37 protein-coding genes and 1 tRNA gene are annotated in these 24,178 nt (G+C 64.6%); 21 read left to right on the forward strand and 17 right to left on the reverse strand.

Annotation, left to right across the window (positions count from 1 at the left end):
* Positions 1–14: 14 nt before the first annotated feature.
* The gene (locus VQ067_RS11835; protein ID WP_009313938.1) at positions 15–1,298 is read right to left on the reverse strand and encodes an NAD(P)/FAD-dependent oxidoreductase; all 1,284 of its coding nucleotides are present in this window, start codon (positions 1,296–1,298) and stop codon (positions 15–17) included.
* A 183-nt stretch (positions 1,299–1,481) separates the two neighbouring features.
* Between VQ067_RS11835 and VQ067_RS11840 the strand changes: the two genes are divergently transcribed.
* The 4 genes from VQ067_RS11840 (at position 1,482) to VQ067_RS11855 (ending at position 3,499) form a co-directional block, all read left to right on the forward strand.
* A tRNA-Val gene (locus VQ067_RS11840) sits at positions 1,482–1,558 on the forward strand.
* 191 nt (positions 1,559–1,749) lie between these two features.
* Positions 1,750–2,187, forward strand: a complete 438-nt coding sequence (tsi4, locus tag VQ067_RS11845) for a type VI secretion system immunity protein Tsi4 (protein WP_019485083.1) — start codon at positions 1,750–1,752, stop codon at positions 2,185–2,187.
* Between the two features lie 4 nt (positions 2,188–2,191).
* Positions 2,192–2,779, forward strand: coding sequence for a type IV secretion system toxin Tse4 (gene tse4 / locus VQ067_RS11850; protein ID WP_003138819.1), 588 nt, complete (start codon positions 2,192–2,194; stop codon positions 2,777–2,779).
* Between the two features lie 198 nt (positions 2,780–2,977).
* The gene (locus VQ067_RS11855) at positions 2,978–3,499 is read left to right on the forward strand and encodes a hypothetical protein (RefSeq protein ID WP_003119901.1); all 522 of its coding nucleotides are present in this window, start codon (positions 2,978–2,980) and stop codon (positions 3,497–3,499) included.
* A gap of 92 nt (positions 3,500–3,591) precedes the next feature.
* On the opposite strand, the gene VQ067_RS11860 is transcribed toward VQ067_RS11855, so the two are convergent.
* Positions 3,592–3,762 carry a hypothetical protein gene (locus VQ067_RS11860; RefSeq protein WP_003099153.1) on the reverse strand — a complete coding sequence of 57 codons (171 nt, stop codon included), beginning with the start codon at positions 3,760–3,762 and terminating at the stop codon, positions 3,592–3,594.
* 263 nt (positions 3,763–4,025) lie between these two features.
* Between VQ067_RS11860 and VQ067_RS11865 the strand changes: the two genes are divergently transcribed.
* Positions 4,026–4,247 carry a hypothetical protein gene (locus VQ067_RS11865; protein WP_003114427.1) on the forward strand — a complete coding sequence of 74 codons (222 nt, stop codon included), beginning with the start codon at positions 4,026–4,028 and terminating at the stop codon, positions 4,245–4,247.
* Positions 4,248–4,253: 6 nt separating this feature from the next.
* Here VQ067_RS11865 and VQ067_RS11870 read toward each other — a convergent pair whose 3' ends face one another.
* On the reverse strand, positions 4,254–5,279 hold the full coding sequence (locus VQ067_RS11870) for a diguanylate cyclase (RefSeq protein ID WP_003114426.1): 1,026 nt from the start codon (positions 5,277–5,279) through the stop codon (positions 4,254–4,256).
* A gap of 329 nt (positions 5,280–5,608) precedes the next feature.
* Between VQ067_RS11870 and VQ067_RS11875 the strand changes: the two genes are divergently transcribed.
* The 3 genes from VQ067_RS11875 (at position 5,609) to VQ067_RS11885 (ending at position 7,161) form a co-directional block, all read left to right on the forward strand.
* A complete protein-coding gene (locus tag VQ067_RS11875; RefSeq protein ID WP_003099145.1) occupies positions 5,609–5,848 on the forward strand; it encodes a hypothetical protein in 240 nt (79 codons plus the stop codon).
* 101 nt (positions 5,849–5,949) lie between these two features.
* Positions 5,950–6,729: a PhzF family phenazine biosynthesis protein gene (locus VQ067_RS11880; protein WP_003108892.1), complete on the forward strand. Its 780-nt coding sequence runs from the start codon at positions 5,950–5,952 to the stop codon at positions 6,727–6,729.
* Between the two features lie 21 nt (positions 6,730–6,750).
* Positions 6,751–7,161 carry a nucleotide triphosphate diphosphatase NUDT15 gene (locus VQ067_RS11885; RefSeq protein ID WP_003138822.1) on the forward strand — a complete coding sequence of 137 codons (411 nt, stop codon included), beginning with the start codon at positions 6,751–6,753 and terminating at the stop codon, positions 7,159–7,161.
* Positions 7,162–7,311: 150 nt separating this feature from the next.
* Here VQ067_RS11885 and VQ067_RS11890 read toward each other — a convergent pair whose 3' ends face one another.
* Together VQ067_RS11890 and VQ067_RS11895 are read right to left on the reverse strand one after the other, a co-directional pair.
* Positions 7,312–7,794, reverse strand: coding sequence for a DUF6632 domain-containing protein (locus tag VQ067_RS11890; protein ID WP_003099136.1), 483 nt, complete (start codon positions 7,792–7,794; stop codon positions 7,312–7,314).
* Positions 7,795–7,799: 5 nt separating this feature from the next.
* A complete protein-coding gene (locus VQ067_RS11895) occupies positions 7,800–8,768 on the reverse strand; it encodes an enoyl-CoA hydratase/isomerase family protein (RefSeq protein ID WP_015502739.1) in 969 nt (322 codons plus the stop codon).
* Between the two features lie 87 nt (positions 8,769–8,855).
* Between VQ067_RS11895 and VQ067_RS11900 the strand changes: the two genes are divergently transcribed.
* Both VQ067_RS11900 and VQ067_RS11905 read left to right on the forward strand, forming a co-directional pair.
* A complete protein-coding gene (locus VQ067_RS11900; RefSeq protein ID WP_003090825.1) occupies positions 8,856–9,437 on the forward strand; it encodes a TetR/AcrR family transcriptional regulator in 582 nt (193 codons plus the stop codon).
* Positions 9,438–9,778: 341 nt separating this feature from the next.
* Positions 9,779–10,678, forward strand: a complete 900-nt coding sequence (locus VQ067_RS11905) for a Dyp-type peroxidase (protein ID WP_073660286.1) — start codon at positions 9,779–9,781, stop codon at positions 10,676–10,678.
* A 47-nt stretch (positions 10,679–10,725) separates the two neighbouring features.
* On the opposite strand, the gene VQ067_RS11910 is transcribed toward VQ067_RS11905, so the two are convergent.
* On the reverse strand, positions 10,726–11,421 hold the full coding sequence (locus tag VQ067_RS11910; protein ID WP_003090823.1) for an alpha/beta hydrolase: 696 nt from the start codon (positions 11,419–11,421) through the stop codon (positions 10,726–10,728).
* Between the two features lie 348 nt (positions 11,422–11,769).
* Between VQ067_RS11910 and VQ067_RS11915 the strand changes: the two genes are divergently transcribed.
* A complete protein-coding gene (locus VQ067_RS11915; protein WP_003099127.1) occupies positions 11,770–11,961 on the forward strand; it encodes a hypothetical protein in 192 nt (63 codons plus the stop codon).
* A 14-nt stretch (positions 11,962–11,975) separates the two neighbouring features.
* Here the strand turns inward: VQ067_RS11915 and VQ067_RS11920 are convergent, their stop codons facing one another.
* Positions 11,976–12,164, reverse strand: coding sequence for a hypothetical protein (locus VQ067_RS11920; RefSeq protein WP_003090821.1), 189 nt, complete (start codon positions 12,162–12,164; stop codon positions 11,976–11,978).
* 269 nt (positions 12,165–12,433) lie between these two features.
* Here VQ067_RS11920 and VQ067_RS11925 point away from each other — a divergent pair, with 269 nt between their 5' ends.
* The gene (locus tag VQ067_RS11925; RefSeq protein ID WP_003090820.1) at positions 12,434–12,643 is read left to right on the forward strand and encodes a hypothetical protein; all 210 of its coding nucleotides are present in this window, start codon (positions 12,434–12,436) and stop codon (positions 12,641–12,643) included.
* Positions 12,644–12,754: 111 nt separating this feature from the next.
* A complete protein-coding gene (locus VQ067_RS11930; RefSeq protein WP_003090818.1) occupies positions 12,755–13,099 on the forward strand; it encodes a cupin domain-containing protein in 345 nt (114 codons plus the stop codon).
* A 42-nt stretch (positions 13,100–13,141) separates the two neighbouring features.
* Here the strand turns inward: VQ067_RS11930 and VQ067_RS11935 are convergent, their stop codons facing one another.
* Together VQ067_RS11935 and VQ067_RS11940 are read right to left on the reverse strand one after the other, a co-directional pair.
* Complete coding sequence (locus VQ067_RS11935) at positions 13,142–13,513, reverse strand: hypothetical protein (RefSeq protein WP_003090816.1); 372 nt, start codon at positions 13,511–13,513, stop codon at positions 13,142–13,144.
* A gap of 156 nt (positions 13,514–13,669) precedes the next feature.
* Positions 13,670–14,950 (reverse strand): OprD family porin, encoded by a 1,281-nt coding sequence (locus VQ067_RS11940; RefSeq protein WP_003090815.1) that lies wholly within the window; start codon positions 14,948–14,950, stop codon positions 13,670–13,672.
* Between the two features lie 364 nt (positions 14,951–15,314).
* Here VQ067_RS11940 and VQ067_RS11945 point away from each other — a divergent pair, with 364 nt between their 5' ends.
* Positions 15,315–15,629 (forward strand): hypothetical protein, encoded by a 315-nt coding sequence (locus VQ067_RS11945; protein ID WP_003090814.1) that lies wholly within the window; start codon positions 15,315–15,317, stop codon positions 15,627–15,629.
* A 210-nt stretch (positions 15,630–15,839) separates the two neighbouring features.
* Here the strand turns inward: VQ067_RS11945 and VQ067_RS11950 are convergent, their stop codons facing one another.
* A complete protein-coding gene (locus tag VQ067_RS11950) occupies positions 15,840–16,727 on the reverse strand; it encodes a LysR family transcriptional regulator (RefSeq protein ID WP_003090813.1) in 888 nt (295 codons plus the stop codon).
* A 102-nt stretch (positions 16,728–16,829) separates the two neighbouring features.
* On the opposite strand from VQ067_RS11950, the gene VQ067_RS11955 reads away from it, so the two are divergent.
* Together VQ067_RS11955 and VQ067_RS11960 are read left to right on the forward strand one after the other, a co-directional pair.
* Complete coding sequence (locus VQ067_RS11955; RefSeq protein WP_003090812.1) at positions 16,830–17,273, forward strand: PACE efflux transporter; 444 nt, start codon at positions 16,830–16,832, stop codon at positions 17,271–17,273.
* A 186-nt stretch (positions 17,274–17,459) separates the two neighbouring features.
* Positions 17,460–17,846 (forward strand): hypothetical protein, encoded by a 387-nt coding sequence (locus VQ067_RS11960; RefSeq protein ID WP_003160516.1) that lies wholly within the window; start codon positions 17,460–17,462, stop codon positions 17,844–17,846.
* 52 nt (positions 17,847–17,898) lie between these two features.
* On the opposite strand, the gene eco is transcribed toward VQ067_RS11960, so the two are convergent.
* Both eco and VQ067_RS11970 read right to left on the reverse strand, forming a co-directional pair.
* Positions 17,899–18,369, reverse strand: a complete 471-nt coding sequence (eco, locus tag VQ067_RS11965; protein ID WP_023090486.1) for a serine protease inhibitor ecotin — start codon at positions 18,367–18,369, stop codon at positions 17,899–17,901.
* Positions 18,370–18,717: 348 nt separating this feature from the next.
* Positions 18,718–18,948, reverse strand: a complete 231-nt coding sequence (locus VQ067_RS11970) for a DUF2789 domain-containing protein (protein WP_003090806.1) — start codon at positions 18,946–18,948, stop codon at positions 18,718–18,720.
* Positions 18,949–19,127: 179 nt separating this feature from the next.
* On the opposite strand from VQ067_RS11970, the gene VQ067_RS11975 reads away from it, so the two are divergent.
* Entirely contained in the window at positions 19,128–19,325 is a 198-nt protein-coding gene (locus VQ067_RS11975; protein ID WP_003090804.1) for a hypothetical protein, read from the forward strand.
* 65 nt (positions 19,326–19,390) lie between these two features.
* Here the strand turns inward: VQ067_RS11975 and VQ067_RS11980 are convergent, their stop codons facing one another.
* Together VQ067_RS11980 and VQ067_RS11985 are read right to left on the reverse strand one after the other, a co-directional pair.
* Entirely contained in the window at positions 19,391–19,720 is a 330-nt protein-coding gene (locus VQ067_RS11980; protein WP_003090802.1) for a DUF883 family protein, read from the reverse strand.
* A gap of 110 nt (positions 19,721–19,830) precedes the next feature.
* Positions 19,831–20,205: a DUF5064 family protein gene (locus VQ067_RS11985; protein ID WP_003090800.1), complete on the reverse strand. Its 375-nt coding sequence runs from the start codon at positions 20,203–20,205 to the stop codon at positions 19,831–19,833.
* A 134-nt stretch (positions 20,206–20,339) separates the two neighbouring features.
* Here VQ067_RS11985 and VQ067_RS11990 point away from each other — a divergent pair, with 134 nt between their 5' ends.
* A complete protein-coding gene (locus VQ067_RS11990; protein ID WP_003114414.1) occupies positions 20,340–20,783 on the forward strand; it encodes a YqaA family protein in 444 nt (147 codons plus the stop codon).
* Positions 20,784–20,938: 155 nt separating this feature from the next.
* On the forward strand, positions 20,939–21,256 hold the full coding sequence (locus tag VQ067_RS11995) for a hypothetical protein (RefSeq protein WP_003099112.1): 318 nt from the start codon (positions 20,939–20,941) through the stop codon (positions 21,254–21,256).
* On the opposite strand, the gene VQ067_RS12000 is transcribed toward VQ067_RS11995, so the two are convergent.
* Entirely contained in the window at positions 21,246–22,145 is a 900-nt protein-coding gene (locus tag VQ067_RS12000; protein WP_003090797.1) for a YihY/virulence factor BrkB family protein, read from the reverse strand. The two genes, VQ067_RS11995 and VQ067_RS12000, sit on opposite strands and share 11 nt — an antisense overlap.
* Positions 22,146–22,367: 222 nt before the next feature.
* Between VQ067_RS12000 and VQ067_RS12005 the strand changes: the two genes are divergently transcribed.
* Both VQ067_RS12005 and VQ067_RS12010 read left to right on the forward strand, forming a co-directional pair.
* On the forward strand, positions 22,368–22,601 hold the full coding sequence (locus VQ067_RS12005) for a DUF3509 domain-containing protein (RefSeq protein WP_003090796.1): 234 nt from the start codon (positions 22,368–22,370) through the stop codon (positions 22,599–22,601).
* 65 nt (positions 22,602–22,666) lie between these two features.
* A complete protein-coding gene (locus VQ067_RS12010; protein ID WP_003090795.1) occupies positions 22,667–22,897 on the forward strand; it encodes a hypothetical protein in 231 nt (76 codons plus the stop codon).
* On the opposite strand, the gene VQ067_RS12015 is transcribed toward VQ067_RS12010, so the two are convergent.
* Positions 22,872–23,390, reverse strand: coding sequence for a thermonuclease family protein (locus VQ067_RS12015; RefSeq protein ID WP_023119350.1), 519 nt, complete (start codon positions 23,388–23,390; stop codon positions 22,872–22,874). The two genes, VQ067_RS12010 and VQ067_RS12015, sit on opposite strands and share 26 nt — an antisense overlap.
* A gap of 18 nt (positions 23,391–23,408) precedes the next feature.
* Positions 23,409–24,122 carry an endonuclease gene (locus VQ067_RS12020; protein WP_003099106.1) on the reverse strand — a complete coding sequence of 238 codons (714 nt, stop codon included), beginning with the start codon at positions 24,120–24,122 and terminating at the stop codon, positions 23,409–23,411.
* Positions 24,123–24,178 lie beyond the last annotated feature (56 nt).

Here is a 24,178-nt window from a genome sequence, read left to right on the forward strand (position 1 = left end):
TCTACCGACGCGGACTAGACCCCGAGCTTGTCGCGCAGGCTGTAGTACCAGGCGCCGATGGCGGTGAACGGTACGCGGAACAGCTTGCCGCCGGGGAAGGGGTAGTGCGGCAGGCCGGCGAATGCGTCGAAGCGCTCGGCCTGGCCGCGCAGGGCTTCGGCCAGGACCTTGCCGGCGACGTGGGTGTAGGTCACGCCGTGGCCGCTGCAACCCTGGGAATAGTAGATGTTGTCGCCGATGCGGCCGACCTGGGGCAGGCGCGAGAGGGTCAGCAGGAAGTTGCCGGTCCAGGCGAAGTCGATCTTCACGTCCTTCAGTTGCGGGAAGGTCTTGAGCATCTTCGGCCGGATGATCGCCTCGATGTCCGCCGGATCGCGAGCGCCATAGATCACGCCGCCACCATAGATCAGGCGCTTGTCGCCGGAGAGGCGATAGTAGTCGAGCAGGTAATTGCAGTCTTCCACGCAGTAGTCCTGCGGCAGCAGGCTGTGGGCCAGTTCCTCGTTCAGCGGCTCGGTGGTGATCACCTGGGTGCCGCAGGGCATCGACTTGGCCGCCAGTTCCGGGACCAGACCGTTGAGGTAGGCGTTACCGGCGACCACGATGAACTTCGCCTTCACTTTGCCTTGCGGGGTATGCACCACTGGGCTGGCGCCGCGCTCGATGCGGGTCGCCGGGCTCTGCTCGTAGATTCTGCCGCCGAGTGACTCCACTGCCGCCGCTTCGCCGAGGGCGAGGTTCAGCGGCTGGATGTGGCCGCCGCTCATGTCGAGCATGCCGCCTATATAGTTGTCGGTCGCCACCACCTCGCGGATGCGCTTGGCGTCCATGATCTCCAATTGGTTGTGGCCGTAGCGTTCCCACAACTGTTTCTGTGCGCGCAGGTGATCCATCTGCTTCTCGGTGAAGGCGGCGAACACCCCGCCGTCCTTCAGGTCGCACTGGATACCGTAGCGGGCCACACGCTCGCGGATGATGCGCCCGCCTTCGAAGGCCATCTCGCCGAGCAACTGCGCTTCGCGCTTGCCGACGGTGCGCTCGATCACGTCGATGTCGCGGCTGTAGCTGTTGACGATCTGGCCGCCGTTGCGCCCGGAAGCGCCGAAGCCGACCTTGGCGGCTTCCAGTACGGTGACCTTGAAACCATTCTCCAACAGGAACAGGGCGGTGGAGAGGCCGGTATAGCCGGCACCGATCACGCAGACGTCGGTTTCGACCTCGCCCTGGAGTTCCGGGCGGGGCGGCGCGGGATTGGCCGACGCGGCGTAATAGGAGGAGGGGTAGGGGGTGTGCGGCATCTTGCACCTCTGTTTTTTATTTTTTACGGATGCCCGGATGCTACCCGAGTCGAAATCGGCCGGCTAGCCTCCGTGCAAAATTTTCAACGGACCCCATGAAAATAAAAATTCCACTTTTTCAGAGAGTTAGCGAAAAAAAAGCTTGACGGTGTTTTTGGGGTCTGTAGAATGCGCGCCATCAGCAGGCACGTAGCTCAGTTGGTTAGAGCACCACCTTGACATGGTGGGGGTCGTTGGTTCGAATCCAATCGTGCCTACCAAACAAATCCCGCGCTGCTGGCGGGACAAGAAAGGCGATCCGAAAGGGTCGCCTTTTTTCGTTTGCGCCCCGAAAAAGGCCGCTCGGCCCGTGCTCGCCTGGGCTCGCGCTTCATCGCATAGCCGCTATTGACAGCGGGGGCGGTCTTTTCCGACCCTAGCGCCTTCACGGATGATTCAGGCGACAAGGCTCATGACGACCTCTTCCGGTTCGCGTATCGGCGGACTTCTTCACGCTTCCCTTTTTTTCCTGCTCGGACTCGGCCTCCTGCTCGCCGGCGGTTTCAAGACCGTCGAGCAGTACCATTTCCTGCGTACTGCGCAGGAAGCCCAGGGGACGGTCAGCGCCTTGAATGCCGGTGGTTCGCATCCGCAGATCGATTTCACCAGCGTTTCCGGCGAGCGGATTTCCTATCCCCAGGGCGGCTTCATCTTCGGCTACCAGGTGGGCGAGCCGGTTCGCGTCCTCTACGAGGCTGGGCGGCCGGCGGCCAGCGCGATAGTCGACGATGCCGGCGCGCTCTGGGGAACCAGCGCTTTCCTCTGCGGCTTCGGCGCACTCTTCGGTATTGTCGGGTTCAGGGGATTGCTGGGCCTGCGTTCTTCTCAACCGACCTCAAAAGGACATTGAAGTCATGTCGCAACTTCCCATTCCCTTGCCCCTCAACGAGAGTCGCTGGCGCTATGTGACGGCCAGCGGCGGAGGTGTGACCGTGGCCTTCCTGGCGGGCAGCGGCGGCTCCATCACGTTGCTCTCGCCGGAGGGTGAGAACGTGTCCTTCCGCTATGGCGGGGTGGGCGGCGGGATCGGACTGGGCATGCGCCTGCCGCGCTTCGGCAAGGTCAACCTCAATGTCAAGGGCAAGAGCGTTGGCGGGGCCGGTGCGCTGGAGGCGTTGCCGAGCACCGGAACCGTCTTGGTCGCGGACGGCCTGGTGGGGCGCGACTTGTCCCGCGGCGACTTCACCGGGCCCTGCATGTACGTAGAACTCGGCGCGGGAGTCATCGCCGGCGGTTCGGGCACGGCGATCCTCTTCGGCCTCGATCCCAAGCTGCTGGCGGCGGTGGCGCTGGCGAGCGCCTCGCCATTGACCGCCGCGCTGGGCGCCAGCATGTCGCGGCAATTACTGCAATCGTCCCGTGGCGCCCTGTTGATGGCCGGGGTCAACGTCGGTGCACAGTTCGGCGGCGGCGCGGCGGCTTACCTGGGGGCGTTGTTCTGATGCAGGAGGGCGATCCGGGAGGATCGCCCTTTTTACCTTGCGCAGGCGTGCGGCGGCCAGGGCCCCGTGGAGTTCCATGGCCAGCGGGGCGGTGGCGGAAATCGTTACCGGCGCGGGGAACGGTCGTCGGAGATTCCGAACCGGCGTGGATCGGTTCTTTCCAAACAAGCCCATCCATTCGTTCGAGGTGTCGTGCTTGTGTCCAGGTTGATCATGCCCGGAGGGCCGTTGTCGCAAGAATCCGATGTCCGGATCTTCTGTTCAGCCAAGGAGCGGCTGGACTTCTACCGGCGGGAAATCCACTACGAGACGGGCCAGCTATCCAGTCGGACCAACGCCTACCTGACGGCACAGTCGTTCCTGGTCATCGCCTACGCCTCGTCGATGGCCAACCTGAACCCGGCCTGGGGCGAGCTGTTCACCCTGGTAGTGCCGGCGCTCCTGGCACTGCTCGGGATCGTCAATTCCCTGCATGCCTGGCCGGGCATCCAGGCATCCTCGGAGATCATCTGCCACTGGCAGTTCAAGCAGTCCTGCCTGCTGCACAGCGATCCGGAAATCGGCCTGGCCTACGATGATTCGCCATTGTTCAGCGAACGCGAGGTCAACCGCGGCAGCTTCGAGAAAACCTTGCTGTTCTCGCGACGCGTGCCGTTCCTGTTCGCCGGCTTCTGGTGTGCGCTGGGCGTGTTTTCGCTCTGGTTGCAACTGGCCGGTTAGCGCTGGTGGCCCATCGCTTCGGCAAGGCTTGGCGTTGGCGGAGGCTTGCCGGCTCGATAGGCGGGCGCCGTCGGATCCGGGAACGCCCGGCGTCAGGGCGCTGCCTGCTCGCAGAGATCGTTGCCGAGGAGGCGCGCGCCCAGGCCGCGAAGCAGGTAGGTCTCGACATGGCTGCCGTCCGGGCAGTCGACTCGGTAGCCGAGCGCCAGGCCGGCGGAAAGAAGAACGAACAGGAACAGGCCGATATGTTGCAGTTTGCTCATGGTGTTTTCTACGAAAGAGGCTTGAGGGCGCAGGCGCTGCGCCGGGCGATTCTAGTGCAATGAGGCAGGGGGAGGAGCCGATTTGCATGCCTAAGCGTTCTACATGGTCCAGGGCGCCCAGCGATTCGACAGTCGCCCTGCGCCGATCGACGGCGAGCCGGAGCGAATCCGGCTGCAACTGCGTCTGTACCTGGGTTGAGCCGTTGACGGGCGCTGTCGCTGCCTTTATAAGACCGCCTCACGCAGCCGGCAGGCAGTCGAAGATGAGCGACGAAGACGATATTCACGAACCCGAACACGATCACCTGCTGGATAACGATTACCTCGAGGACGAGCGTGACGAAGATACGTTCGGCGCGCTCGACGAGCCCGATGCCTGCGGAACCGGCAGGCGACGTTCCTGCGAATATTGCGACGCGGTCCAGGTGCCAGTCGATAGCGAGGGTTTCTCTATCTGCGCCGATTGCGCAGGGCTGGAGGACTAGCCCTGGTCAGACGCTGACCACCCGGTTGCGTCCGGCACGCTTGGCGTCGTACAGCGCGGCATCCGCCCGGGCGAGTGCCCGTTCCGGTTCTTCGCCGCTGCCGGCCAGGGTACAGCCGGCACTGATGGTCACCGGCACGGACGTGCCGGCACAGTCGATCGGGGTCGCTTCCATCAGTTCGCGGATGCGATTGGCGATCATGGTCAGTTCCGTGGTCTCGCGGACCCGGACCATCGCCACGAACTCCTCGCCGCCGAAACGCGCCAGGAGATCTTCCGGCCGCAGCGCCGCGCGCAGTCGCGAAGCCGCCTCGCGGAGGACGCTGTCGCCGGCCCGGTGCCCCAGGGTGTCGTTGATACGTTTGAAATGGTCGATATCGCTGTAGATGATGCCGATGCGCTGGTCGCTGGCCCGCGCCAACTCCAGTTCATGCTGGTGCAGCGCGTGGAAGCCGGCCCGGTTCCACAATTGGGTGAGGGGGTCGAGCAGTGACTTGCGCTGCTCCCGGTCGATCTCCTGGCGCAGGAAGCGGGTGTGCTCGGTGAGGCTGCGTAGCTGGAGATATCCTTCGGCCAGGATCGACAGTCGATTGAGCTGGCGTCCTTCCCGGAGATCCAGCAGCCGCGGGCTCGGGTCGATCAGGCAGAGTGTGCCGATGGCCTGGCCATTGCTGGCGTGCAGGGGCTCGCCGGCGTAGAAGCGGATGAAGGGCGGCCCGGTGACCAGCGGATTGTCGTGAAAACGCGGATCCCTGGAGGCGTCCGTCACCATCAGCGGTTCGCTGGCCAGGATGGCGTGGCCGCAGAAGGACAGGTCGCGCGGCGTCTGTTCGGCATCCAGGCCGATACGGGCCTTGAACCATTGGCGGTCGTGGTCGATCAGACTGATCAGCACGGTCTTCACCCCGAAGGTTTCCCGCGCCAGTTCCACCAGGGCGTCCAGGTAGTGTTCGGCGGGGGTGTCGACCAGCGCCATGTCGTCCAGGGCCTGCTGGCGCAGGGCTTCGTCGGGAGGGAGGGGGCAGGCGAGCATACTGGATCCTGATCACGGTGGAGACTTTCGGTATAGCTGCCGGACAGGCTGAAGGCCAGCCTGGCGTCCGCAGTCGGCGCAAGGGTGAAGGGCAAAAAAAATCCCGGCCGCGTGGAGCAGGCCGGGAAAGGATCCAGGGATGTACAGCGCCCACAGCTTATGTCGGCGGCGGTTTCGATGAAGCTGCCGGATCTGGTAGGCGCGATTTTCGCGTCGATGTGTGACCCGCTTCGCCGACTATCCTGGCAAGTGGGGTCGCGAACCAATAGGATTTGCGGGTTTTATTCAATCTGGGTGAATGCGTGCAGGAAATCTACTCTGAAGAACAGATGCGCAAGGCGCTGGGCCTTGCCGAAACACGACCGAAAAAGGCCCGGACCGAGGCTAGCCAGCCGGTCCGCTACACCATCGTCGAACTGAGCGTGCGCAAGGACGGGGCGGGATTGCCGCTGCGTTTCGAGCATCGCTCGCGCTCCATCAGCAAGGTCACCGCGCAACTGGAGGCGGAGAAGGAAGCCAAGCGCCAGGGTTACCAGGTCTGGGCGCTGCTGGATATCCGGCAGATCTGAGCGAGGCGCCTGCGCTGGCGCAACCGCGCGGGGGCGCGGCATTGTCCTGGTCGAGGTCCGGCTGCTAAGGTGCGCAGCCCATCGATACAGGAGTCCGGAACATGGAACTGACGATCTTCCAGGTAGACGCATTCGCCGACAGTCCCTTCCAGGGCAATCCGGCGGCGGTCTGCCCCCTCGATGCCTGGCTGGACGACGAGCGTCTGCAGGCCATCGCGGAAGAGAACAATCTTTCGGAAACCGCCTTTGTCGTCGGCCGCGACGGCGACTATCGATTGCGCTGGTTCACGCCGCAGGTCGAGGTGGACCTGTGCGGCCATGCGACCCTGGCGACGGCCTGGGTGCTGATCCACAAGCTCGACGACGCTTCCCCGGTACTGCGTTTCGCCACCCGCAGCGGCGAGCTGAGCGTACGGCGCGAGGGCGACTCGCTGGCGATGGACTTCCCGGCCAAGCGTCCGGAACCTTGCGCGACACCGGACGGACTGCTGGAGGCGCTGGGCATTGTCGAGGCGGAAGTGCTGAAGACCGACGATTACCTCGTGGTGGTCGACGACGAAAAGACGATCGCTGCCCTGGCGCCTGACTTCGCCCGGCTGAAGGGCCTGCCGTGCCGCGGGGTGGCGGTGACCGCGCGCAGCCAGCGCTTCGATTTCGTCTCGCGCTGGTTCGGGCCCAACGTCGGCGTCAACGAAGACCCGGTGACCGGTTCCGCGCATACCTCCCTGGCGCCGTACTGGGCGCAGCGCCTGGGCAAGACCCGGCTGAGCGCCGAGCAGGGCGGGGCGCGCAAGGGGCGCCTGGAATGCGACGTGCGCGGCGAGCGGGTGGTCATCTCCGGCAAGGCGGCGTTGTACATGAGCGGTACGCTCCATCTCTGATCCCGAAGCAGGAGTGCGACGATGCCGGCACCGCAGGTAGGCGTGGGCGTCCTGATCTTGCGGGACGGCAAGGTGTTGCTGGGGCGCCGCAAGGGCAGCCACGGCGCTGGCTGCTGGTCGGCGCCCGGCGGCCATCTCGAGTTCGGCGAGGCGGTGGAGGACTGCGCCCTGCGCGAAGCCCTGGAAGAGACCGGCCTGGCGCTGAGCGAACTGCGCCACGGCCCGTTCAGCAATGACGTCTTCGAGGGGCGCCACTACCTCACCGCGTTCATCCTGGCCGGTTGCGCGGAGGATGCCGAGGCGCGCCTCATGGAGCCGGGCAAGTGCGACGGCTGGGCCTGGTTCGATTGGGCCGATCTGCCGGAGCCGCTGTTCGCGCCCCTGGCGAGCCTGCGCCGGCGGGGCTATTCGCCCTTCGATCCGGTGCGCTGAGCGACAGGCAAAAAAAATCCCGACCGCGGGGGAGCTGGTCGGGAAATACCCTTGGGGTTCGCACACACCGTGAGCATAGGCCAGTCCGCAACGGCATCAAGAGGAGCCTGTTCGAACTGCTAGGCCCCTTTGGGGGCCGTTCCACTGTCGTCACCTCCGCTCGACGGCGAGCGAAGGGGCTGCCCGCTTGCGTTGCGGTATCCAGAACAGCATCAGCGGCAGCAGCGAGGCCCAGCCCAGCAGGACATCGCCGGCCAGGTGGATGTGTTCGCCGGGCATCAACAGTCCCTGCAGGAACATCAGGCCGAAGTGCGCGGCATTGGCCGCCACGGTGAAGTCGATGAACAGCCGGTGGCGGAAGGGCTGGCTGGCGGCGCGCCAGAGGAATGCGCCCCAGACCAGGTAGATCGTCGAGATCATCAGCTCATAGTGCTGTCCGCCGCCTTGCTGGTCGCCCCAGCGAACCAGGCGGAGCAGCAGGCGCCCGGCGTCGGAGTCGAGCAGCGACTGGTCGAGCCGCAGGAGCAGCGTGGCCAGGGCCAGGCCGAAGAACAGCAGGAAGCCGCCGGCCATCAGGCGAATGCTCAGGGTCAGCCAAGGCGTGGCGGAAACCGGGGAAGGGGAGGCAGTCATGCAGATCACCTGTAGGCCATGTCGATGGCGTTGCCTTCGGTCAGGTCGTCGAAATCCGCACGGCGGAAAGGACGCTCTTCGCGGGTGATGGTGCGCACCCGTTCGATGTATTCGCGCATGGCGCGGCGGGTATTGCCTTGGGAGGCGGCGGAGAGGAAGCCGGCCTTTTCGCTGGCCATACCCTCCGTCCAGTCGCGGGAAGCCGCCTGGTAGATCGAACGCTTGATCAGGTGCACCGCCTGCGGCGAGCGCCGGGACAGGCGTTGCGCCAGCGCGTCGGCGGCTTCCAGTAGCTCCTCCGCTGGCGCCAGCCCGTTGACCAGGCCCAGCGCAAGGGCCTGGCGCGGCTCCAGCAGTTGCCCTTCCAGGCACAGCTCCAGGGCCCTGGCTACGCCCAGGCTGCGCGCCAGCATTTGGGTGCCGCCGCCTCCCGGTATCAGGCCGATGAGTACTTCCGGCTGGCCGAGGAAGCGTTCCACCTGGTCGTCCTCGGCCATCAGGCGCAGGTCGCAGGCCAGCGCCAGCTCGCAGCCGCCGCCCAGGGCCAGGCCGTTGATCGCGGCGATGAACACCTTGTCCATGCGGCGCATGTGCGCGGTGACCTCATGGAACAGGTTCATGTCGGCGACGCCTGCCAGCAGGGTGCGCCGCAGCAGCTTCCTCGCCCCAGGCAAGTGGCGCAGGAGGCTTTCGCTTTCCAGCAGCAGGCGTGTCAGCCAGGCCGGCATGGAAAAGGTGATGGGGGCGACGGCGCGCTCGATCTCGTCGACGTCGAAGTGGGTCAGGAAGACCCCATCCGCCGCTCCGGAAAGGATGACGGCACCGATGTCCTGGCGCTGCTCCAGGTCGTCCAGCAGGTCGGCCAGTTCCTGCATCACCGCCGTGGTGAGGAAGTTCGCCGGGGGATTGTCGAGCAGGACCTGCAGGACGCGTCCTCGTTGTTCTATGCGCAGGTGTCGCGGTGCTAGAGTCATTGCGGCTTCCTCATTGGATAACGATTGTTATATAACGATCATTATCCAATGTCGCGCCATCGTCTCCCCAACCAACGGATAGTCTGCATGCGCTACAAACCGGAACAGAAACAGGCCACCCGCGCCCTGTTGTTGAGCAAGGCCGCTCCGCTGGTGAAGCGCCAGGGCTTCGCCAGCACCGGCCTGGACACCTTGATGAAGGCGGCTGGTCTTACCACCGGGGCGTTCTACTCGCAATTCTCCAGCAAGGCGGAGTTGCTCGAAGCGATCCTGCAGCGCGAGCTGAGCGCCCAGCACGATGCCTTTCCGCTGGACAGCCTGGAGCAACTGGCCGGCGCCACCCGTCTCTACCTCAGTCGCGGTCATGCGCAGCATGCCGACATGGGCTGCCCGATTCCGGCACTGGCCGCCGAGGTGGGCCGGGCAGGGCCCGAGGTGCGGGAAACCTTCGAACGCGCCCTGGAACAACGGCAACGGCGGCTGGCCGAACTGATGGGCGACGAGAACCGGGCCTGGGTGCTCACCTGCCTGTCGGTCGGCGCGGTGCTTCTCGCGCGTGCCCAGGCGAGCGAGGTGGCGCGCGACAAGGTCCTGGATGCGGCGCTGGAGCATGCGCTGGGCCTGCTTTCGGCGAGCGGAGCGGTTTCGCCGCAAGCGGACCGGGACTGATTGCACAACTGCAATGTTCGGCGTCTAGCGTCAGGCTTTCCCTCCGACAGGTAAGCCCATGAACGCCCATCATCTCGAACTCGCCAAGGCCCTGCTGGTGTTTGCCCTTGCCGTCGCCGGCCTGGTGGTCGGTCTCATGCCGATGGAGTTCTGAGCGACGCAGGTCCGGCTTCGCGCTTTTCCCTCGTCTTCGAGTGGTCTCTGGCGTTGCACCGGTTTAGGATGCGCGGGTATTTCGGAGCCGCTTCGCTTGGCGTCGCCCGCCGCTGCGCTCCGAGACCGAGCATTGCTCGAACCAGAACGAGATCGAAGGTGCATCGCCACGAGCGGCGCACGGCCTGATGATAGATGGAGGCAACATGAGCGCGGCTCAGCCAGGCATTCTCACCCCGATTCCGGTGGTGGGTCGCTACCTGTTTTTCAGTATTTCCCAACCCGAGCAGGTGGCCGCGACCTTGGCCAGCCTGGCCGCGGCCACCGATGGTTACCAGCTGGTGGTGGGTATCGGCCATTCGCTGATGCTCAGCCTCGGCAAGACCGTCGAGGGCATGAAGGACTATCCGGTGCTCGCCGCGCCCGGCATCGACCTGCCGTCCACGCCCTCCGCGCTGTGGTGCTGGCTGCGCGGCGAGGATCGCGGCGAGGTGACGCTGCGTTCGCACGCGCTGGAACGGTCGCTGGCGCCGGCCTTCCAGCGGACCGGCGCGGTGGATGCGTTCCTCTACGGCGAGGACCGCGACCTGTCCGGCTACAAGGACGGCACCGAGAACCCCAAGGGCGATGCGGCGCTCGAAGCCGCGCTGGTCTCCGGGCGCGGTGCGGGCCTGGATGGCGGCAGTTTCGTTGCTGTCCAGCAGTGGCTGCATGACTTCGACCGGATGCAGGCGATCCCCGGCGAGGAGATGGACAACATCATCGGCCGCCGCAAGTCCGACGATGAAGAACTGGAAGACGCGCCGGCCTACGCCCACGTCAAGCGCACCGAGCAGGAAAGCTTCGAGCCCGCCGCGTTCCTCCTGCGGCGCGGCGCGCCCTGGTCCGACGAGCACCGCGCGGGGCTGTTGTTCGCCGCCTTCGGCCGCTCGTTCGAGGCCTTCGAGCTCCAGTGGCTACGGATGATCGGCGTGGAAGACGGGGTGCTCGATGGCCTGTTCCGTTTCACCCGGCCGATCAGCGGCAGCTACTTCTGGTGTCCGCCCATGGCCGACGGCCGCCTCGACCTGTCCGCCCTCGGCCTCTGAGCCCGCCGCGGCAGCAGGCCAGGCCTGCTGCCGCGTCCTGCGCGGCGCTAGTGGGCGGTGGCCACGGCGGCCTCGTCGATCAGCGCCGCTACTTCCTTCGCTCGCGAGGCCAGTGACGCGTGGCTGGCATCGAGGGTGACGATCTTCCTCGGTGCGATCCGCGCGGCCATCCGCTCCTGGTTCTCCGGCGCAATCATGCGATCGGCGCTGGAAATCTGGTACCAGGAGGGCTTGCTCTTCCAGGCCGGGCTGCCGATGGCATCGCCAAAAGTGCTGGCCAGCGGAGCCTTCTGGGTGATGCCCATGACCAGCCCTTCGTCCGCAGCGAGATCCTGGCAGAAGCTTTCGTGGAACCTGTCCGCCTTCACCCAGAGATAGCCATCGCTGTCCGGCGCCAGGTTCGCTGCGGCCAGGGGCAAGTGCTCCTGGGTGATGCCACCGGGACTTTCGCCGCTGTCGGGGGCGAAGGCGGCGATATAGACCAGCCCGACCACATTCGGCTGGTTGCCGGCCTCGGTGATCACCGCGCCGCCATAGGAGTGTCCGACCAGCAGGACCGGCCCCTGTTGCTGCGCGATCATCTTGCGCGTCCGCTCGGCATCGTCCGCCAGCGAGGTCAACGGTAGTTCGACGGCATGCAGGTTGTCGTGGCCGAGGCGTTTCAGTTCGAGAATGACCTTGCTCCAGTGGGCGGCGCCGCCCCAGAAGCCGTGGACCAGGATGATCGCAGGCAGGTTGCTCATCGTGTTGCTCCCTTGTGGGTGAGGGTTGCTGGCATGAGGCATCGCCCGGCGAGCATACGAGGTCGCGATGGGCGGGCGATAGCGGGAGGCGAGGACGTTCGTCGAAAAGAACAACTCCTTGTTCCGGTAGGCGACGTGATATCGGCACGGCGGTATGTTGCAAGTCCGGACCCGACCGATCGGGTTGTCGCGACGGGCATGGAGGGGTGATCGGTCGGTCGGGTTCGCGTCTTTTCGGGGCACCCGAATCTGAAAAAATCTTGCTTCTCGCCATACCGGGGGAGCGGGGCGGGTAGATTTTCTTCCGAATCCTTCACTTTCTACCCGGTCATGGAAAAAGCTCTGAAATTGGCGTCATGCCTCTACGGCCTGCTGATCCTGCTCAGCCTGGCGATGGTCGCCTTCCTCAGCCAGTTTCCGTTTCTCCTCAGCTCGGGAGCGGAAAACCTCTCGATGTCGATCCTGCCGCTGCTGATCCCGCTGATGGTCGGGCTGGTCGTCTGCGAGGCGGTGCGGGCGGTGGTGCCGAAGAAGCGCTAGGCGCGGCGCCGGGATCAGCGGCCGAGAATGCGCTGGCGGCGCAGCCGGTACTGCTCGTAGGGAAGGCCCTGGCGGTTCAGCTCTTCCAGCTGGCGTTCGCTGGCGCTGCGGGAAAACGATTCCTCGACTATCGAGTCCGGCGTGACAGGCTGTGCGCAGGCGCTGACCAGCAGCACACCCAGGACCAGGGCAATGCGTGGCATGCGATCTCCATGGACTACGGCAGAAGGGAAAAAAAGGCCATTACCAAGCGGGGGGAGGGTTGGTAATGGCCTGTACAAGGGACATTTGCCAGGCCTTGGGGATCTGGCGAAAAAGACGATATCAAGGGGGAATTTGATTAGCCAGCTAACAAAGTGGAATGAAGTTTTGCGGCAGGCGTAACAATTCTGTCCGAATCGTCATTCTTGCGTCACCGCCGGGACAGAGCGGTTTCGGCAGACTGCGGGGGAGTCGCCGAAGGAGATTCGTCGTGGACGATACGCTCAGGTTCGCCTCGCGCTTGTGCAAGTTCATCGTCGCCGCCAGCTTCCTGCTCGTGGCGGTCGCCAGCCTTTGCCTGTGGTGGACGGGTCAGGCCTACGAATACGCGGCGCTGGCGTTCTTTCCGTTCGCCGTACCCATGCTGCTGCTGATCATGGTCTGCGACCTGCTGGCAGCGCTGAATGGCAGGCGTCGCTGAGCGCCCGGGCTGCCTAGCGCTTTCAGCTAGGCCGATGTCGAACCCAGACAACCGGCGCCCCGCGCGTGGCCCTATGGTGAGGCATTCATCCACTGCCTTCCTGGAGCGACCATGTCAGATTTCATCACCGTACTGCGCGATACCTGTCCCGTACCCGTGCTGGACGCCACCAAGTGGAAGCGGATCGACGGCGATCCGCATACCGTCAACCTCAACGCATACGCCTCGGCGGACGGCAGCAAGCTGATGGGCACCTGGATCTGCACGCCGGGCAAGTGGGAGGTGAACTACGAACGCTGGGAGTTCTGCCACTTCCTCGACGGCTACTGCATCATCACCCCGGAAGGCGAGCAACCGGTGCACCTGAGGGCGGGCGACGTGTTCGTCATCGAGCCGGGCCTGCGTGGTACCTGGGAGGTAGTGGAGACGGTGCGCAAGTACTTCGTCTTCGCCTGACGGTATTGCCGCACGTCCGGCATGCCTGCCGGGCGTCGCGCCTCAGTCCTGGTGGACGATGCGGCGGATGGTGCCGCCGCAGGACTGGTAGCAACTGCGGTACTCGTCCTGGCAGTCGTCGCCGAAATCGAAGTTGCGCTGCGGGTAGGGACAGGACTTGCGCTTCTTCTTGTCGCTGTTCTGCATGCAGTAGTTGTAGGCCGTGCTCTGCGCCTGGTAGAGCGCCTCGTCCTGGCGCTGCTGCAGCTTTGCGAGGGTCTTGCACTGGCGCTTCTCGGCATTGCACTGGGTCACGCAGTGCAGGCCGGCATCGCTGGTCGGCGGAATGTAGGAGTAACTGACACTGGGGCCGCAACCGCCGAGCAGCAGGGCAAGACCGAGGAGGGGGAGCAGAAGGTGTTTCCGGAACGGCATTGTCGATATCGATAAGCAATGGCAAGCGAGAGCGAATGCTATCACCGGCTTTCCGATGCTGTGCGGCGCCACCCGATAAGGTTGAACTGGAGCACGAAACGCAAAAAAGAAAACCCCGGGACTGGCCCGGGGTTCTCGTCGCGCTCGTGGGTTCGATCAGAACACGCTGAACGGGTACTCGACGAAGGCACGGATTTCGTTGCCGCCACTGAAGTAGCTATCGCGGGCATCAGCGGAAACGCGAGCAAACGAGCTACGCAGGCGCAGGGTGAGGTCCTTGGCCGGGCCGCTCTGCACCACGTACTGGACCTGGTTGAAGATCTCGCGCTCCTTGCCGTTGCTGGTCTCGGCGGTCTTGATGTTGTCGCCGCGCACGTAGGCTACGCGGTAGGTCAGGCCGGGCACGCCGTACTTGGCGAAGTCCAGGGCGTAGCTGACCTGCCAGGAACGCTCGTCCTCGGCGTTGAAGTCCGACCAGTAGGAGTTGGCCAGCCAGATGGTGGTGCCGCCGTCGCCGATGCCGCCGGCGTTCTGGTACCAGCCGTAGTTGTAGCCGGTGTCGCCGGTGTTGCGCTGGTGGGCGATCATGAAGGTGTGGGCGTCGATGGTGTAGGACGCCGCCAGGCTCCAGATCTTGTTGTCGCGGTTACCGTTGAAGTTCTGGTCGGCGAAGTCGCTGTCCAGCTTGGTGCGATAGCCGTTGAAGTCGAAGTTCAGCGACTGGTCGGCCTGCAGCGGGATGGTGTAGTTCAGGTTGATGTACTGCTTCTTCAGTACGTCCTCGACGTCGGAAGCGTACAGCGAGGCGTTGAAGTGATCGGTGAAGGCGTACTTGCCGCCGAACACGTTGATGCTCTTCAGGCCGCCGCTGTCGCGCCCTTCGGCGCTCTTGCGGGATTCCGCGGTGAAGCGACCGGCGTTCAGCTCCAGGCCCTCGATCTCCTTGGAGGTGATCAGGGTGCCGCTGTAGCTTTCCGGGAGCAGGCGCGAGTTGTCGTAGCTGAGCACCGGCAGGCTGGGCATCTGGTCGCCGTACTTGAGCACGGTGTTGGAGATGCGGAACTTCACCGCCGCGCCGCCCTTGGACAGATCGTCCGCCGCGGAGCCGCTGTCGCCCTGCTTGAAGAAGTCGATACCGGCGGCGCCGCTACGACCCTTGCCGCCGTCCAAGCGAACAGCGTACATACCGAACACGTCCACACCTATCCCGATGGTTCCTTGGGTGAAGCCGGAAGTGAAGGTCGCGGTTGCGGCCTGGCCCCACTCTGCTTGGTCCTCTGTACCGTACTTCTTGTCGCGTTTGATATATGCATTGCGGAAGAACAGATCGAGGTGGCTGTCCTCGACAAACCCCTTTGCTGCTTCTTGGTCATTGGCCATCGCCTGGCTTGCAGTCGCGATGCCCAGTGCCAGCAGGCAAATCCTTTTCTTCAACATCTTATTGTTCCTGGTTGTTGGCTTGATGTGCGCTGAAATTGAAGGAAGCGCAAGGTTCGAAGTGCACGGGAGTCATTTGTCCCATTTACCGTGCGTGGCGGTTCTGGTTTCTTGTTTCTCCCGTTGGCGGCGCAACAATACCAGAACATTGTTCGATCCAAGAAAGCTTCGAGTCATTTGCTAATAACCAAAGCGCAAGGAAAGCCCCTTCCATAGGCTCTGAATCGGGCGTTGCCGGATCGCTTCGTCATGCGCCTGCAATATCAACCTTATCGATAAGTACCATGCCGCGAAGTCGCTGCAGTTCTCGCTTTGGGCGGTGATACCGTCGAATCGTGAACGGATCGACAAAGAGGGACGTGACATGAAGATTCTTATCGCTGTATTCGCCGCCCTGGCCCTGTCCGCCTGTGCCTCGCCTCCCGCTTCGAACGCCCCGGCGCTGGCCGCCAGCACCAGCAAGGCTCCCTACGATTACGCGATGTGCGTCTTGCCCAAGTGGCAACGCCAGGCGCCCGGCGTGGCGCTGGTGGAGGAAGGCCGCGGCTATCGCCTGGCGGACGCTGGGCAGTGGCTGGAGGTGCAGCCGGCGAGGGGTGGCAGCCTGGTGCGAATCCATGACCAGCAGCCCTGGGTCACCCGCGGGGCCTTCATCGATGCGGCCAGGACCTGTTCCTGAGCCGCGAGGAAGAGGGAAGAGCTCCGGCCCCCCTAGCATGAAGTGTCCGGAGCTCTACGGCCGCAAACGGAGGATGGCCGCAGAACGATCATCTGCCTATGGCCGGCGCTGCGCTTGATCGAGATCAAGTACTGGAGGTCGGGGCGCCGGCGTGTGCGGCGATTCGCGTGACGGGTCTCGTTTTTTCTGTGAAGTGCACTGCATAACGCTTCAATCGGGACGGGTGGCCAGCATGCCAACCAGTTCCTGGGCGGCCTTGCGCAATGGCTGGTTTTTCAGCCAGATAGCGTGGACAGGCAGTTTCAGCTCGTTCTTGGTATTCCTGAAGTCCAGGCGTACCAGCCTTCCCGTTGCCAGCAGCGGCGCGACCCGGGACAACGGGAAATTGCCCCAGCCGATCCCCGCCTCGACCATTTCCAGCGCCGTGCCCAGGCTGTCGGTGCGCCAGCAGGCGCCGGCAATCAGCGGACGGGTGTCGGCCAACGGCAGGTCGCAACTGGCCACCAGGATCTGCCGCACGTTCACCAGTTCTTCCAGGTACAGCGCCTGCCCCGGCTTCTGCAGGGCGGGATGGTGCGGCGAGATGGTCGCGACCAGCGATTCCGCGCCGACATACTGGAAGCGCTCCTGCGGGTTCACGCTGATGCCGGCGAATCCGAAGCACAGGCTGATGCGGCCGCCATGGAGCAGGGCGAGGGCATCGTCCTGCGCCGCGCTGAGCACCTCGACATCGAGCAGCGGGTAGCGCTCGGAAAGGGTGCGGAGGGCGCCGAACAGCCGCCCGCTGTCGATGTCCGCAACCACGCCGAGCGACAGGCGGCTTTCCAATCCCTGGGAGAGTTCCAGCGCATGCACCTGCAACTGGGCGAGCTGCTCGGCGATCATCCGCGCTTGCGGTGCCAGGGCCCTGGCCAGCGCCGTAGGACGGGCTTCGCGGTGGGTTCGCTCGAAAAGGGCGAAACCCAGCTCCGCCTCCAGGTTGGCGATGCCCATGCTCACCGCCGAAGGCACTCGACCCAAGGCACGGGCGGCGCCGGAAAAGGAGCCGCGGTCGAGGACGGCGAGGAACAGCTCGATGGTATCGCTGGAAAAGTTCATGGCAATTCTCCTATCAGCAGATCTGAAAGCTGCTGACTTTTTCTGTCAAGAAAATTGATCCAACCTTGCCCGCCTTTCCGCTATCACGCCCGAGAGGTCCACGTGCAAGGCATCAAGCGCAAACTGGTCTACGTGACCGCCTACGAATTGATCGGGATGAGTATCTCGACCCTGGGCCTGGCCCTGCTCGCCGGTTCCACGCCCACTACCACCGGCCCCCTGGCGGTGGTGATTACCACCGTCGCGGTGACCTGGAACTTCATCTACAACTGCCTGTTCGAGTTCTGGGAGCGGCGCCAGGCCGTGCGCGGACGCAGCATTGCGCGGCGGGTGGCGCACGCCATCGGCTTCCAGCTGACCCTGGTGGTCTACCTGATCCCGCTGATCGCCTGGTGGATGGGGATTTCCCTGCTGGAGGCGTTCTGGCTGGACCTGGCGCTGATCGTCCTGATCCCGTGCTACACCTTCCTCTTCAACTGGGCCTTCGATCGCCTGTTCGGCCTCCCGACCTCCGCGTTGCCGGCCGGCGAGGCGGCCTCCGTCTGAGGATTTTTTTTCTTCAGCGCCATTCGCGCTCGCCTTGGCCGGGGCAAATCGCCTACCTTAGACGGACGTGCGCTGTGGTGCCGGTTCAGGGAGGAAGTACGACCGCAAGCCATGAAGGTCTGCCCCGGCGAGGATGGGGTGCGGCATTTCGATGAACGGATTGGGGTCACTATGCGGATTTTGGGGATGCTACTGGGGGCCGTCTTGCTGGCGGGTTGTTCGACATCGACGCCCTCGCTCGACGAGACGGACCAGGTACCGAAGGAGCGTTTGTACAACTACCAGTTCCGTGACGACGGCGACGCCTTCCTGGTGGTTTCCCGGGACCGCGAGTTCCTCGGCAGCGTCTGCAATACCCGCTTGATCATCGATAGCCGCCTGGCCGCCGAGATCCAGGCCGGCGAGAGCGCGCGTTTCCGTCTTCCGGCGGGGCTGCGGGTGGTATCCGTGCAGGGCGATGGGATCTGCCGCGGCGAGGCGCCCAAGCAGGTGGTCCATGTGCAGAACGGGCAGACCACGCATTACCGGATCACCGTGGACTCCGGCCTGAATATCGGCCTGGTGCCGGGCTGAAGCCGACGCAACGAAAAAAGCCGCCCGTGGGCGGCTTTTTCATGCGCGGCGTTTATTCGCTGACCGCTTTCTCGACCTTTTCGGACGCCGACCAGATCCGATAGCGGACCTCCACGTCCTTCGGCGCATAGACCACGATCGGCAGCTTGCTGTTGTAGCGCAGCAGGAAGCCTTCGCCGACCACCGGGATGAAGCGCTGCTCCTTCTTCTGGCCGGGGCAGGCCATCATCGTGCTCATCGGCCCGCTGACCTTGTCCAGGCGGTAGTAGGTGTAGCCCCAGCCTTCCAGGGTGTGTTCTTCCAACTCGCCGCCCAGGCGCTGCTGGTTGCAGTCGGCCTCGAGGGTCTTGCCGGCGATGATCTCGACCTTGAATGCGTCTTCCGCGTCCTGTTTCGGCAGGTGGATGACCTGGCGGGTGAAGCCGGCATCTGCCTTCGGGTAGGGAACCTTTTCATCCAGTTTGGCGGCCATGGCGGTGCTGGAAAGAGCGGCAACGCCGGCGGCGATCAGTAGTGCTTTCATGTCCTTGAGGTTCTCCTTACGTGGTAACGCGAGCAGGGTAAGACACCGAGGCACGGGTGAAAAGTTCAGTGGGGGACGTAACGGAATGTTCCATGCCCTGGGCCAGCCGGTCGGGACACGGCCGAATCGCGGGCAAAAAAAAGACCATCTGCGGGGGGAGGGCGATGGTCTTCAAAGGAGCGTCGGGGACTTGGGGTTCTCCCGACGCCGCTACGATCTCACGCCGCTCCACTGGGGAAAAATGCTTTGGGCTGATAGTGGCTATCGATGCCGGTGACTTGAAATTCCCCGCCAACTCATAGCAAGTTCCGCACGATAGAGCCGTCAGCGCAACAGTTTGCGATTTTTTCAGCGGGTCAGTTGCAAGGCCAGTTCATCGACCTGCTCGGCCCAGTCGGAGTCCTCGGCCAGGGCCTCGCGCAGGAAGCTGGCCTGGGCAGGGTTCCAGAATGGCGCATCGGGCAGCGCCGTGCCCTCCTCGAGGTGGTGCCGGGCGAGAAAGGCGACGATGTCGTCCCGCCCAGCGGGGAGCCCCAACTGGCGGAACAGGTTGGAAAAGGTGTGCGGGCTGGTGTCCATGACGGTTCCTCCTGGATTCGCTGTTTTTCCACTATAGCCGGCGGGACGGCAGGGCCGCCGTGGGAGCCGGGGGGTGGGTAATTTTGTCGCAGATGAAAAAGACTGTTGTGCGCGGCGCGCTTCATGGCGAAGGGGCGGGCGCTTATTATTAGCAAGCTAATGATAACCGGAGTCAGCCTATGTCCAGAATCGAAGTCGCCGTGCTGGTGGGGACGTCCGTTCCCGAATCGCTGCGCAGCAAGGGATTGCTGGCCTGTTGGATCCTGATGGTGGACGGCGCCATGTGGGCCGGCCCCTTCACCAGCCGTGACGAGGCGGAAGCCTTGAAGGGAACCTGGGAACTGAGTTGGCCGCTGGAGGCGGCGATCTCCGCCTGAGCCAAGGCCCTTGCCTTGCCGAAAAGCCCGCCGAGCGCGGGCTTTCTGTTGCCTGCGGAAACGCCCTAGCGGCGGCCCACCAGCAGGCCGAGGAGGAAGCCGGCGCCGGCCGAGACGGCGATGGTCTGCCAGGGATGGTCCTCGACGTATTCCTCGGTCGCTTCGGCGGCCGCCTGGCTGCGTTGCACCACGCCGCGGCGGGTGCGCTCGATGGCGTCGCGACCACGATGCAGCACGGAATTGATCTGTTCACGCAGGTTTGCGCCCTCCTTGCCGGCCAGGCTGCCGGTGCCGCTCATCAACTGGTCCACCTCGGCGATCAGGTCCTGCAGTTCGGCCATGGCCTGGTCCTGGATAGCCTGCTTGGCGCGAGCGGAGCGGGTTTTCAGAGTCATGTCGGTCTCCTTGACGAGGATGGTTACCTAGGTATGGAGTCGCCCGCTTCGCTGAAAGTTGCACGGCATGGCCTGCGTCGGGGGTTTCCGTAGCATGCGGGAGAGCCGTTTCAGGATGCCCCGGCCTCGCCGCGCAGGTAGCGGTCGAGGTCGATCGCTTCGCCGCTCTTGAGTTTCAGGCGTCGGCGCAGGTCGTCGAACATAGCGTCGTACTCGCGGCGCTGGCGCACGATCGGTCCCTGCCGCAAGCGCAGGCCGTGGCGCCGGGCCAGGCGACTGGCACGGCTGGCGAAATGCACGGCGGCGTCGCGTGGCAGTTCGAAGCTTTCGCTGAAAGGCTGGCCGTCGATCCGGCCCTCCATGTCGAAGTGTACGGCCACCGGGCGGGCCTCGGCCTCCAGGACCCGGTAGCGCAGGTGGATATCGAATGCCTGGCGGTCGACTTCGCTGGCCGAGGCGAGATGCAGATGGCCGGGAATGAACATGGCCTGCCTCCTTTTCGGATAACCGGGGAAATGCCCTTGCCTGCCAGGGTATGCTTCGCCGGCCTCGGGACGGCTGTCCCAGGTCAGTTTTTTTCGGATTGGAGTGGGGATGCGAATGGCGCTGGGAGCGTTCGGTGTTGACTGACTGGGCCGCGTACGCCGGGCTGTTCCTCTCGGCGTTCGGTTCGGCGACCCTGCTGCCGTTGCAGTCGGAAACCGTGCTGGCCGCCTTGCTGCTGCGCGGCGGCCAGTCGGTCGCGTGGCTGCTGGCGCTGGCCATCGTCGGCAATGTGCTGGGTTCCTGGGTCAACTGGTGGCTGGGTCGCTACCTCGAGCATTTCCGCGGTCGCCGCTGGTTTCCCGTGGGCGAGGTGCAGTTGCTCAGGGCGCAGCGACACTATCGCCGCTACGGCCGCTGGACCCTGCTGCTCAGTTGGGTGCCGGTCATCGGCGATCCGCTGACGCTGGTGGCCGGCATCATGCGTGAGCCCTGCTGGAGTTTCCTGCTGATCGTCGGCCTGGCCAAGACGCTCCGCTACCTCGTCCTGGCTGCGCTGGTGCTGGGCTGGGCCGGCTGAGCGCTTCGTCGGCGAGCGTAGAACTATTTTTCGCGGGGCAATGTCCATTGCTGCGAGGTGTAACTGCCGCCTCATCGCCCCCGGGGCCTTTAGTTGCCGCTGTGGTCCCGGGGGCTTCTCTTTTCCTGCCTGTTTCCGGCGATGCGAGGTGCGCAATGTCGAGGGTGGTAGCGGGATCGCTGGTCTGCCTGCTGCTCGGTTCGGCGCCGGCCTGGGCATCTACGGCCGAGGCGTGGCAGGCGCACGACGCCATGGTGCGTGCCGCCTGCCTGAAAGCCAGCGGCTTGCGCCAGGTACGCGCGGTGGGGCAGGTACTGCCCTTCGACGATGAGGTGGGCTATTCGGCGCTGCTCCTGCAGGGCCGCTATCCGCAGTCGCACATGCAGGGCCGCCAGGGCCGCGAGCTGTGTCTGTACCGGCGCGCCACCGGCAAGGCCAGCGTCAGCGAGGCCGACGCCCTGCTCAAGCCTTGAGTTCGGGGTCGTCGTTGTCCGGAAGTTCGCGCTCGCCAGGGTCCTTGCCGTCTTCCGAATGGTGTTCGATCACCGCGTTCAGCTCGGCGCCGAACAGCACCACTGCCGCCGACAGGTAGAAGTACAGCAGGAGGATGATGATCGCCCCGATGCTGCCGTACATGGCGTTGTAGTTGGCGAAGTTCTTCACGTAGAAGCCATAGGCGAGGGACGCGGCGATCCAGGCGATCACCGAGAGCACCGAGCCTGGAGTGATGAAGCGGAAACGCTGCTCGACATCCGGCACCAGGTAGTAGAACAGCGCCACCGCGAGCATCAGCAGGAACACCGCAAGAGGCCAGCGCAGCCAGGTCCAGAGCGTCACCAGGTACTGTTCCAGACCGACCAGGCCGGCGATCCAGGCGATCACCTGCGGCCCGGTGACCATCAGGCCGGCCGCCACCAGCAACAACAGGGCGATGCCGAGGGTGTAGAGGATCGACAGGGAGAAGCGCTTCCATACCGGGCGGCTCTCCTTCACGTCGTAGGCGGCGTTGAGCGCGATCATCATCGAGCGGATGCCCGCCGAGGAGGTCCACAGCGCCACCGCGATACCGATCGACAGCAGGCCGCCTTTCTGCTGCTGCAACTGGTCGATCACCGGGTTGACCTGATCCATCGCCTCGGGCGGCAGCAGCAACGCCGCCTGCTCGCGCAGCCAGGCGAAGAACTCCGGCAGGTGCAGGTAGCCTACGAGGGTGATCAGCACCAGCAGGAACGGAAACAGCGAGAACAGCATCTGGTAGGCGAGGGCCGAGGCGTAGGTCGGCATGTCGTCCTCAAGGAACTCGTTCACGGTGCGCTTGACCAGGCCGAACAGGCCTATTTCCCGATAAGCCGTACGGAACATTCCATCTCCTTGCTGTGTGCGTGCCGATGACGATCGACCACCGATGGCCGCTTGCCGCCAGGCATTTTCCGTTGGGTGAAATTCGTCGCGTCCTTTCTGGGACGCCACGGCGGGCGAATTGGTTCGTCGCCGGCGTCATCATTCGGTCGCATCCGTTAGCCAGACTGCGCCTGCCCGCCGCGCGGCGGGCCTCCGTCCAACTTCTCAGAAATGGAGCGCACCATGTCTGTCGACCTGAAGAAAATCGCCGCTGCCTTTCCCGAGTTCCAGTTGTCCAGCAAGAGCCGCCACGACGGCGCGCTGTTGTTGCAGTTGCAGGCCGCCGACGGCCGCTACGTGGCTCGCACCATACCCTCGCCGCAGCTCAGCGCGCCGCCGGAGACCGAGTGGCTGATCCGCAGCATCCGCCGGGAACTGGCCGTGCCGGGCATGGAAATGGCGATGGCGGCACGCTGAGTTTTTTCGCCGCGGGAACCGATGATGCGATAATTCCGCCTTTCCACACAGCTGACGGGAAGGCAATGAAGCGCGAGAAGGTTCGGGACAGGCAGGCGGCAGGGAAGATCTCGGCGACCCACATCATCGCCAATCCCACCCTGGCCAGGGAATGGATCGTGTTCTTCAAGAAGGACGGCGGGCGCAGTTATTTCCTGGTCGACGAGAGCGACGAGGTGATGTCGTTCCGCCGGCTCGACGACGCGGTCAAGGAGCTGCGCGGGCTGGGCATCAAGTTCGCGGAGATCCATCTGTAGGAGCGGCGTCGCGCGGTCCCCACTGGCCAGCCTTGCGCGCCCGCGCTTCTTCCTCGGCGAACCGGTACTGGCCGCGCGCCTCGGCCGTCTGGCCGCTGTCCGGCGCGTCGCGCCAACTGGCCAGGCCAATGGTCAGCAGGGCCAGCCCGGCATCCAGGGTATGTCCGCAGGTGGGGCAGTCGGCCGGGGTCACCCAGGCCGCGCCGAGGATGCGGAAGCGCGCGTCGCGGCCTTGCTCGCGGATGGTCGCCGATTTGCCGAGCAGCATGTCTTCCAGGGCTTCCCGGGCGCGCCGACGCCAGGGCTCGGCGGCCGGTAGCTCGACGGCGTTGAGCTGGATGCGTAGCGCCTTGTTCGCGCCGGGCAGGCGGCAGCCCAGGCTGGCGTCGTCGTGTATCGCCACCACCGTGCAGTCGAAGCGGCGCTCCCCGGCGTCGGCGGCGAACGCCAGGGCGGCGCAGAGCGGCAGCAGGGCGAGGGTGCGGAAGATCATGGGCTACTCCGGCGGAGGTCAGCGTCGACGCGAGGATAGGTTGCTGCAGGTCGCCAGGTCCACCGGGCCGACATAGGGATTGCCCCAGCCCATCACGCAGCCGACCATGTGGTTGCGCTGGCGCTCCCAGGTCTGTGGCGGGTACTGCTTGTGCCAGGCGTTGTAGAGCTGGCGATCCTGCTTCGACAGGCGCAGGCCGTAGCGGTCGCTCATGTAGAAGTAGGTGCGGGCGATCATCCCGCGAATCTGCGGGCGTGGCATCGCCTTGCGCGCCTTGAAGTCCACCACCATCGGGCAGGCGCCGTATTGCTGGGGTTTCTGCGGCAGCCAGCCGAAGCCGAAGTTGCTGCGGTCGCCGTTGACCTCGCCGATGCTCGGCACCAGGTTGTGCAGGTCGGCCTCGGCGCGCTGGTAGGTGCTGTCGTGCCTCGCGCAGTTGCTCCGCCCGCCGTTCTGCCAGCAGCGTCGCTGGTGACCGATCACCCAGGCTGGGACGATGTGTTCCCACTCGATGCGCCGCGCGCGGTTGGCGTTCTTCCTCGGCTTGTAGCCGCAACTGGCGAGGTCGACACGATTTCCCGAGTAGCGACAGCCGCAGTAGAACTCCACGGATTGCCGGGCGTAGAGCTTCCAGCCGATTTTCTTCGCTTCGGAGAACGTGCGCGGGGCGTTGGCCTGGCCGGCGCTGGCGAGGAGGAGGGCGAAAAGGCCTACAAACAAACGGGAAAGCATGCGGCAACTTCCAAAAAAATCCGCATGTTACTGATTTTGCAGGAGATGCCAATCGT

The organism is Pseudomonas sp. KBN12P06040 (assembly GCF_037574965.1).
GTDB lineage: Bacteria > Pseudomonadota > Gammaproteobacteria > Pseudomonadales > Pseudomonadaceae > Pseudomonas > Pseudomonas aeruginosa.

Bases quoted from the DNA above. Each gene is read 5' to 3' on its own strand.
- VQ067_RS11835 (WP_009313938.1), bottom strand. From the start codon at position 1,298: ATGCCGCACACCCCCTACCCCTCCTCCTATTACGCCGCGTCGGCCAAT.
- tsi4 (WP_019485083.1), top strand. From the start codon at position 1,750: ATGACGACCTCTTCCGGTTCGCGTATCGGCGGACTTCTTCACGCTTCC.
- tse4 (WP_003138819.1), top strand. From the start codon at position 2,192: ATGTCGCAACTTCCCATTCCCTTGCCCCTCAACGAGAGTCGCTGGCGC.
- VQ067_RS11860 (WP_003099153.1), bottom strand. From the start codon at position 3,762: ATGAGCAAACTGCAACATATCGGCCTGTTCCTGTTCGTTCTTCTTTCC.
- VQ067_RS11865 (WP_003114427.1), top strand. From the start codon at position 4,026: ATGAGCGACGAAGACGATATTCACGAACCCGAACACGATCACCTGCTG.
- VQ067_RS11870 (WP_003114426.1), bottom strand. From the start codon at position 5,279: ATGCTCGCCTGCCCCCTCCCTCCCGACGAAGCCCTGCGCCAGCAGGCC.
- VQ067_RS11875 (WP_003099145.1), top strand. From the start codon at position 5,609: ATGCGCAAGGCGCTGGGCCTTGCCGAAACACGACCGAAAAAGGCCCGG.
- VQ067_RS11880 (WP_003108892.1), top strand. From the start codon at position 5,950: ATGGAACTGACGATCTTCCAGGTAGACGCATTCGCCGACAGTCCCTTC.
- VQ067_RS11885 (WP_003138822.1), top strand. From the start codon at position 6,751: ATGCCGGCACCGCAGGTAGGCGTGGGCGTCCTGATCTTGCGGGACGGC.
- VQ067_RS11890 (WP_003099136.1), bottom strand. From the start codon at position 7,794: ATGACTGCCTCCCCTTCCCCGGTTTCCGCCACGCCTTGGCTGACCCTG.
- VQ067_RS11895 (WP_015502739.1), bottom strand. From the start codon at position 8,768: ATGACTCTAGCACCGCGACACCTGCGCATAGAACAACGAGGACGCGTC.
- VQ067_RS11900 (WP_003090825.1), top strand. From the start codon at position 8,856: ATGCGCTACAAACCGGAACAGAAACAGGCCACCCGCGCCCTGTTGTTG.
- VQ067_RS11905 (WP_073660286.1), top strand. From the start codon at position 9,779: ATGATAGATGGAGGCAACATGAGCGCGGCTCAGCCAGGCATTCTCACC.
- VQ067_RS11910 (WP_003090823.1), bottom strand. From the start codon at position 11,421: ATGAGCAACCTGCCTGCGATCATCCTGGTCCACGGCTTCTGGGGCGGC.
- VQ067_RS11920 (WP_003090821.1), bottom strand. From the start codon at position 12,164: ATGCCACGCATTGCCCTGGTCCTGGGTGTGCTGCTGGTCAGCGCCTGC.
- VQ067_RS11930 (WP_003090818.1), top strand. From the start codon at position 12,755: ATGTCAGATTTCATCACCGTACTGCGCGATACCTGTCCCGTACCCGTG.
- VQ067_RS11935 (WP_003090816.1), bottom strand. From the start codon at position 13,513: ATGCCGTTCCGGAAACACCTTCTGCTCCCCCTCCTCGGTCTTGCCCTG.
- VQ067_RS11940 (WP_003090815.1), bottom strand. From the start codon at position 14,950: ATGTTGAAGAAAAGGATTTGCCTGCTGGCACTGGGCATCGCGACTGCA.
- VQ067_RS11945 (WP_003090814.1), top strand. From the start codon at position 15,315: ATGAAGATTCTTATCGCTGTATTCGCCGCCCTGGCCCTGTCCGCCTGT.
- VQ067_RS11950 (WP_003090813.1), bottom strand. From the start codon at position 16,727: ATGAACTTTTCCAGCGATACCATCGAGCTGTTCCTCGCCGTCCTCGAC.
- VQ067_RS11960 (WP_003160516.1), top strand. From the start codon at position 17,460: ATGCTACTGGGGGCCGTCTTGCTGGCGGGTTGTTCGACATCGACGCCC.
- eco (WP_023090486.1), bottom strand. From the start codon at position 18,369: ATGAAAGCACTACTGATCGCCGCCGGCGTTGCCGCTCTTTCCAGCACC.
- VQ067_RS11970 (WP_003090806.1), bottom strand. From the start codon at position 18,948: ATGGACACCAGCCCGCACACCTTTTCCAACCTGTTCCGCCAGTTGGGG.
- VQ067_RS11975 (WP_003090804.1), top strand. From the start codon at position 19,128: ATGTCCAGAATCGAAGTCGCCGTGCTGGTGGGGACGTCCGTTCCCGAA.
- VQ067_RS11980 (WP_003090802.1), bottom strand. From the start codon at position 19,720: ATGACTCTGAAAACCCGCTCCGCTCGCGCCAAGCAGGCTATCCAGGAC.
- VQ067_RS11985 (WP_003090800.1), bottom strand. From the start codon at position 20,205: ATGTTCATTCCCGGCCATCTGCATCTCGCCTCGGCCAGCGAAGTCGAC.
- VQ067_RS11995 (WP_003099112.1), top strand. From the start codon at position 20,939: ATGTCGAGGGTGGTAGCGGGATCGCTGGTCTGCCTGCTGCTCGGTTCG.
- VQ067_RS12000 (WP_003090797.1), bottom strand. From the start codon at position 22,145: ATGTTCCGTACGGCTTATCGGGAAATAGGCCTGTTCGGCCTGGTCAAG.
- VQ067_RS12005 (WP_003090796.1), top strand. From the start codon at position 22,368: ATGTCTGTCGACCTGAAGAAAATCGCCGCTGCCTTTCCCGAGTTCCAG.
- VQ067_RS12010 (WP_003090795.1), top strand. From the start codon at position 22,667: ATGAAGCGCGAGAAGGTTCGGGACAGGCAGGCGGCAGGGAAGATCTCG.
- VQ067_RS12015 (WP_023119350.1), bottom strand. From the start codon at position 23,390: ATGATCTTCCGCACCCTCGCCCTGCTGCCGCTCTGCGCCGCCCTGGCG.
- VQ067_RS12020 (WP_003099106.1), bottom strand. From the start codon at position 24,122: ATGCTTTCCCGTTTGTTTGTAGGCCTTTTCGCCCTCCTCCTCGCCAGC.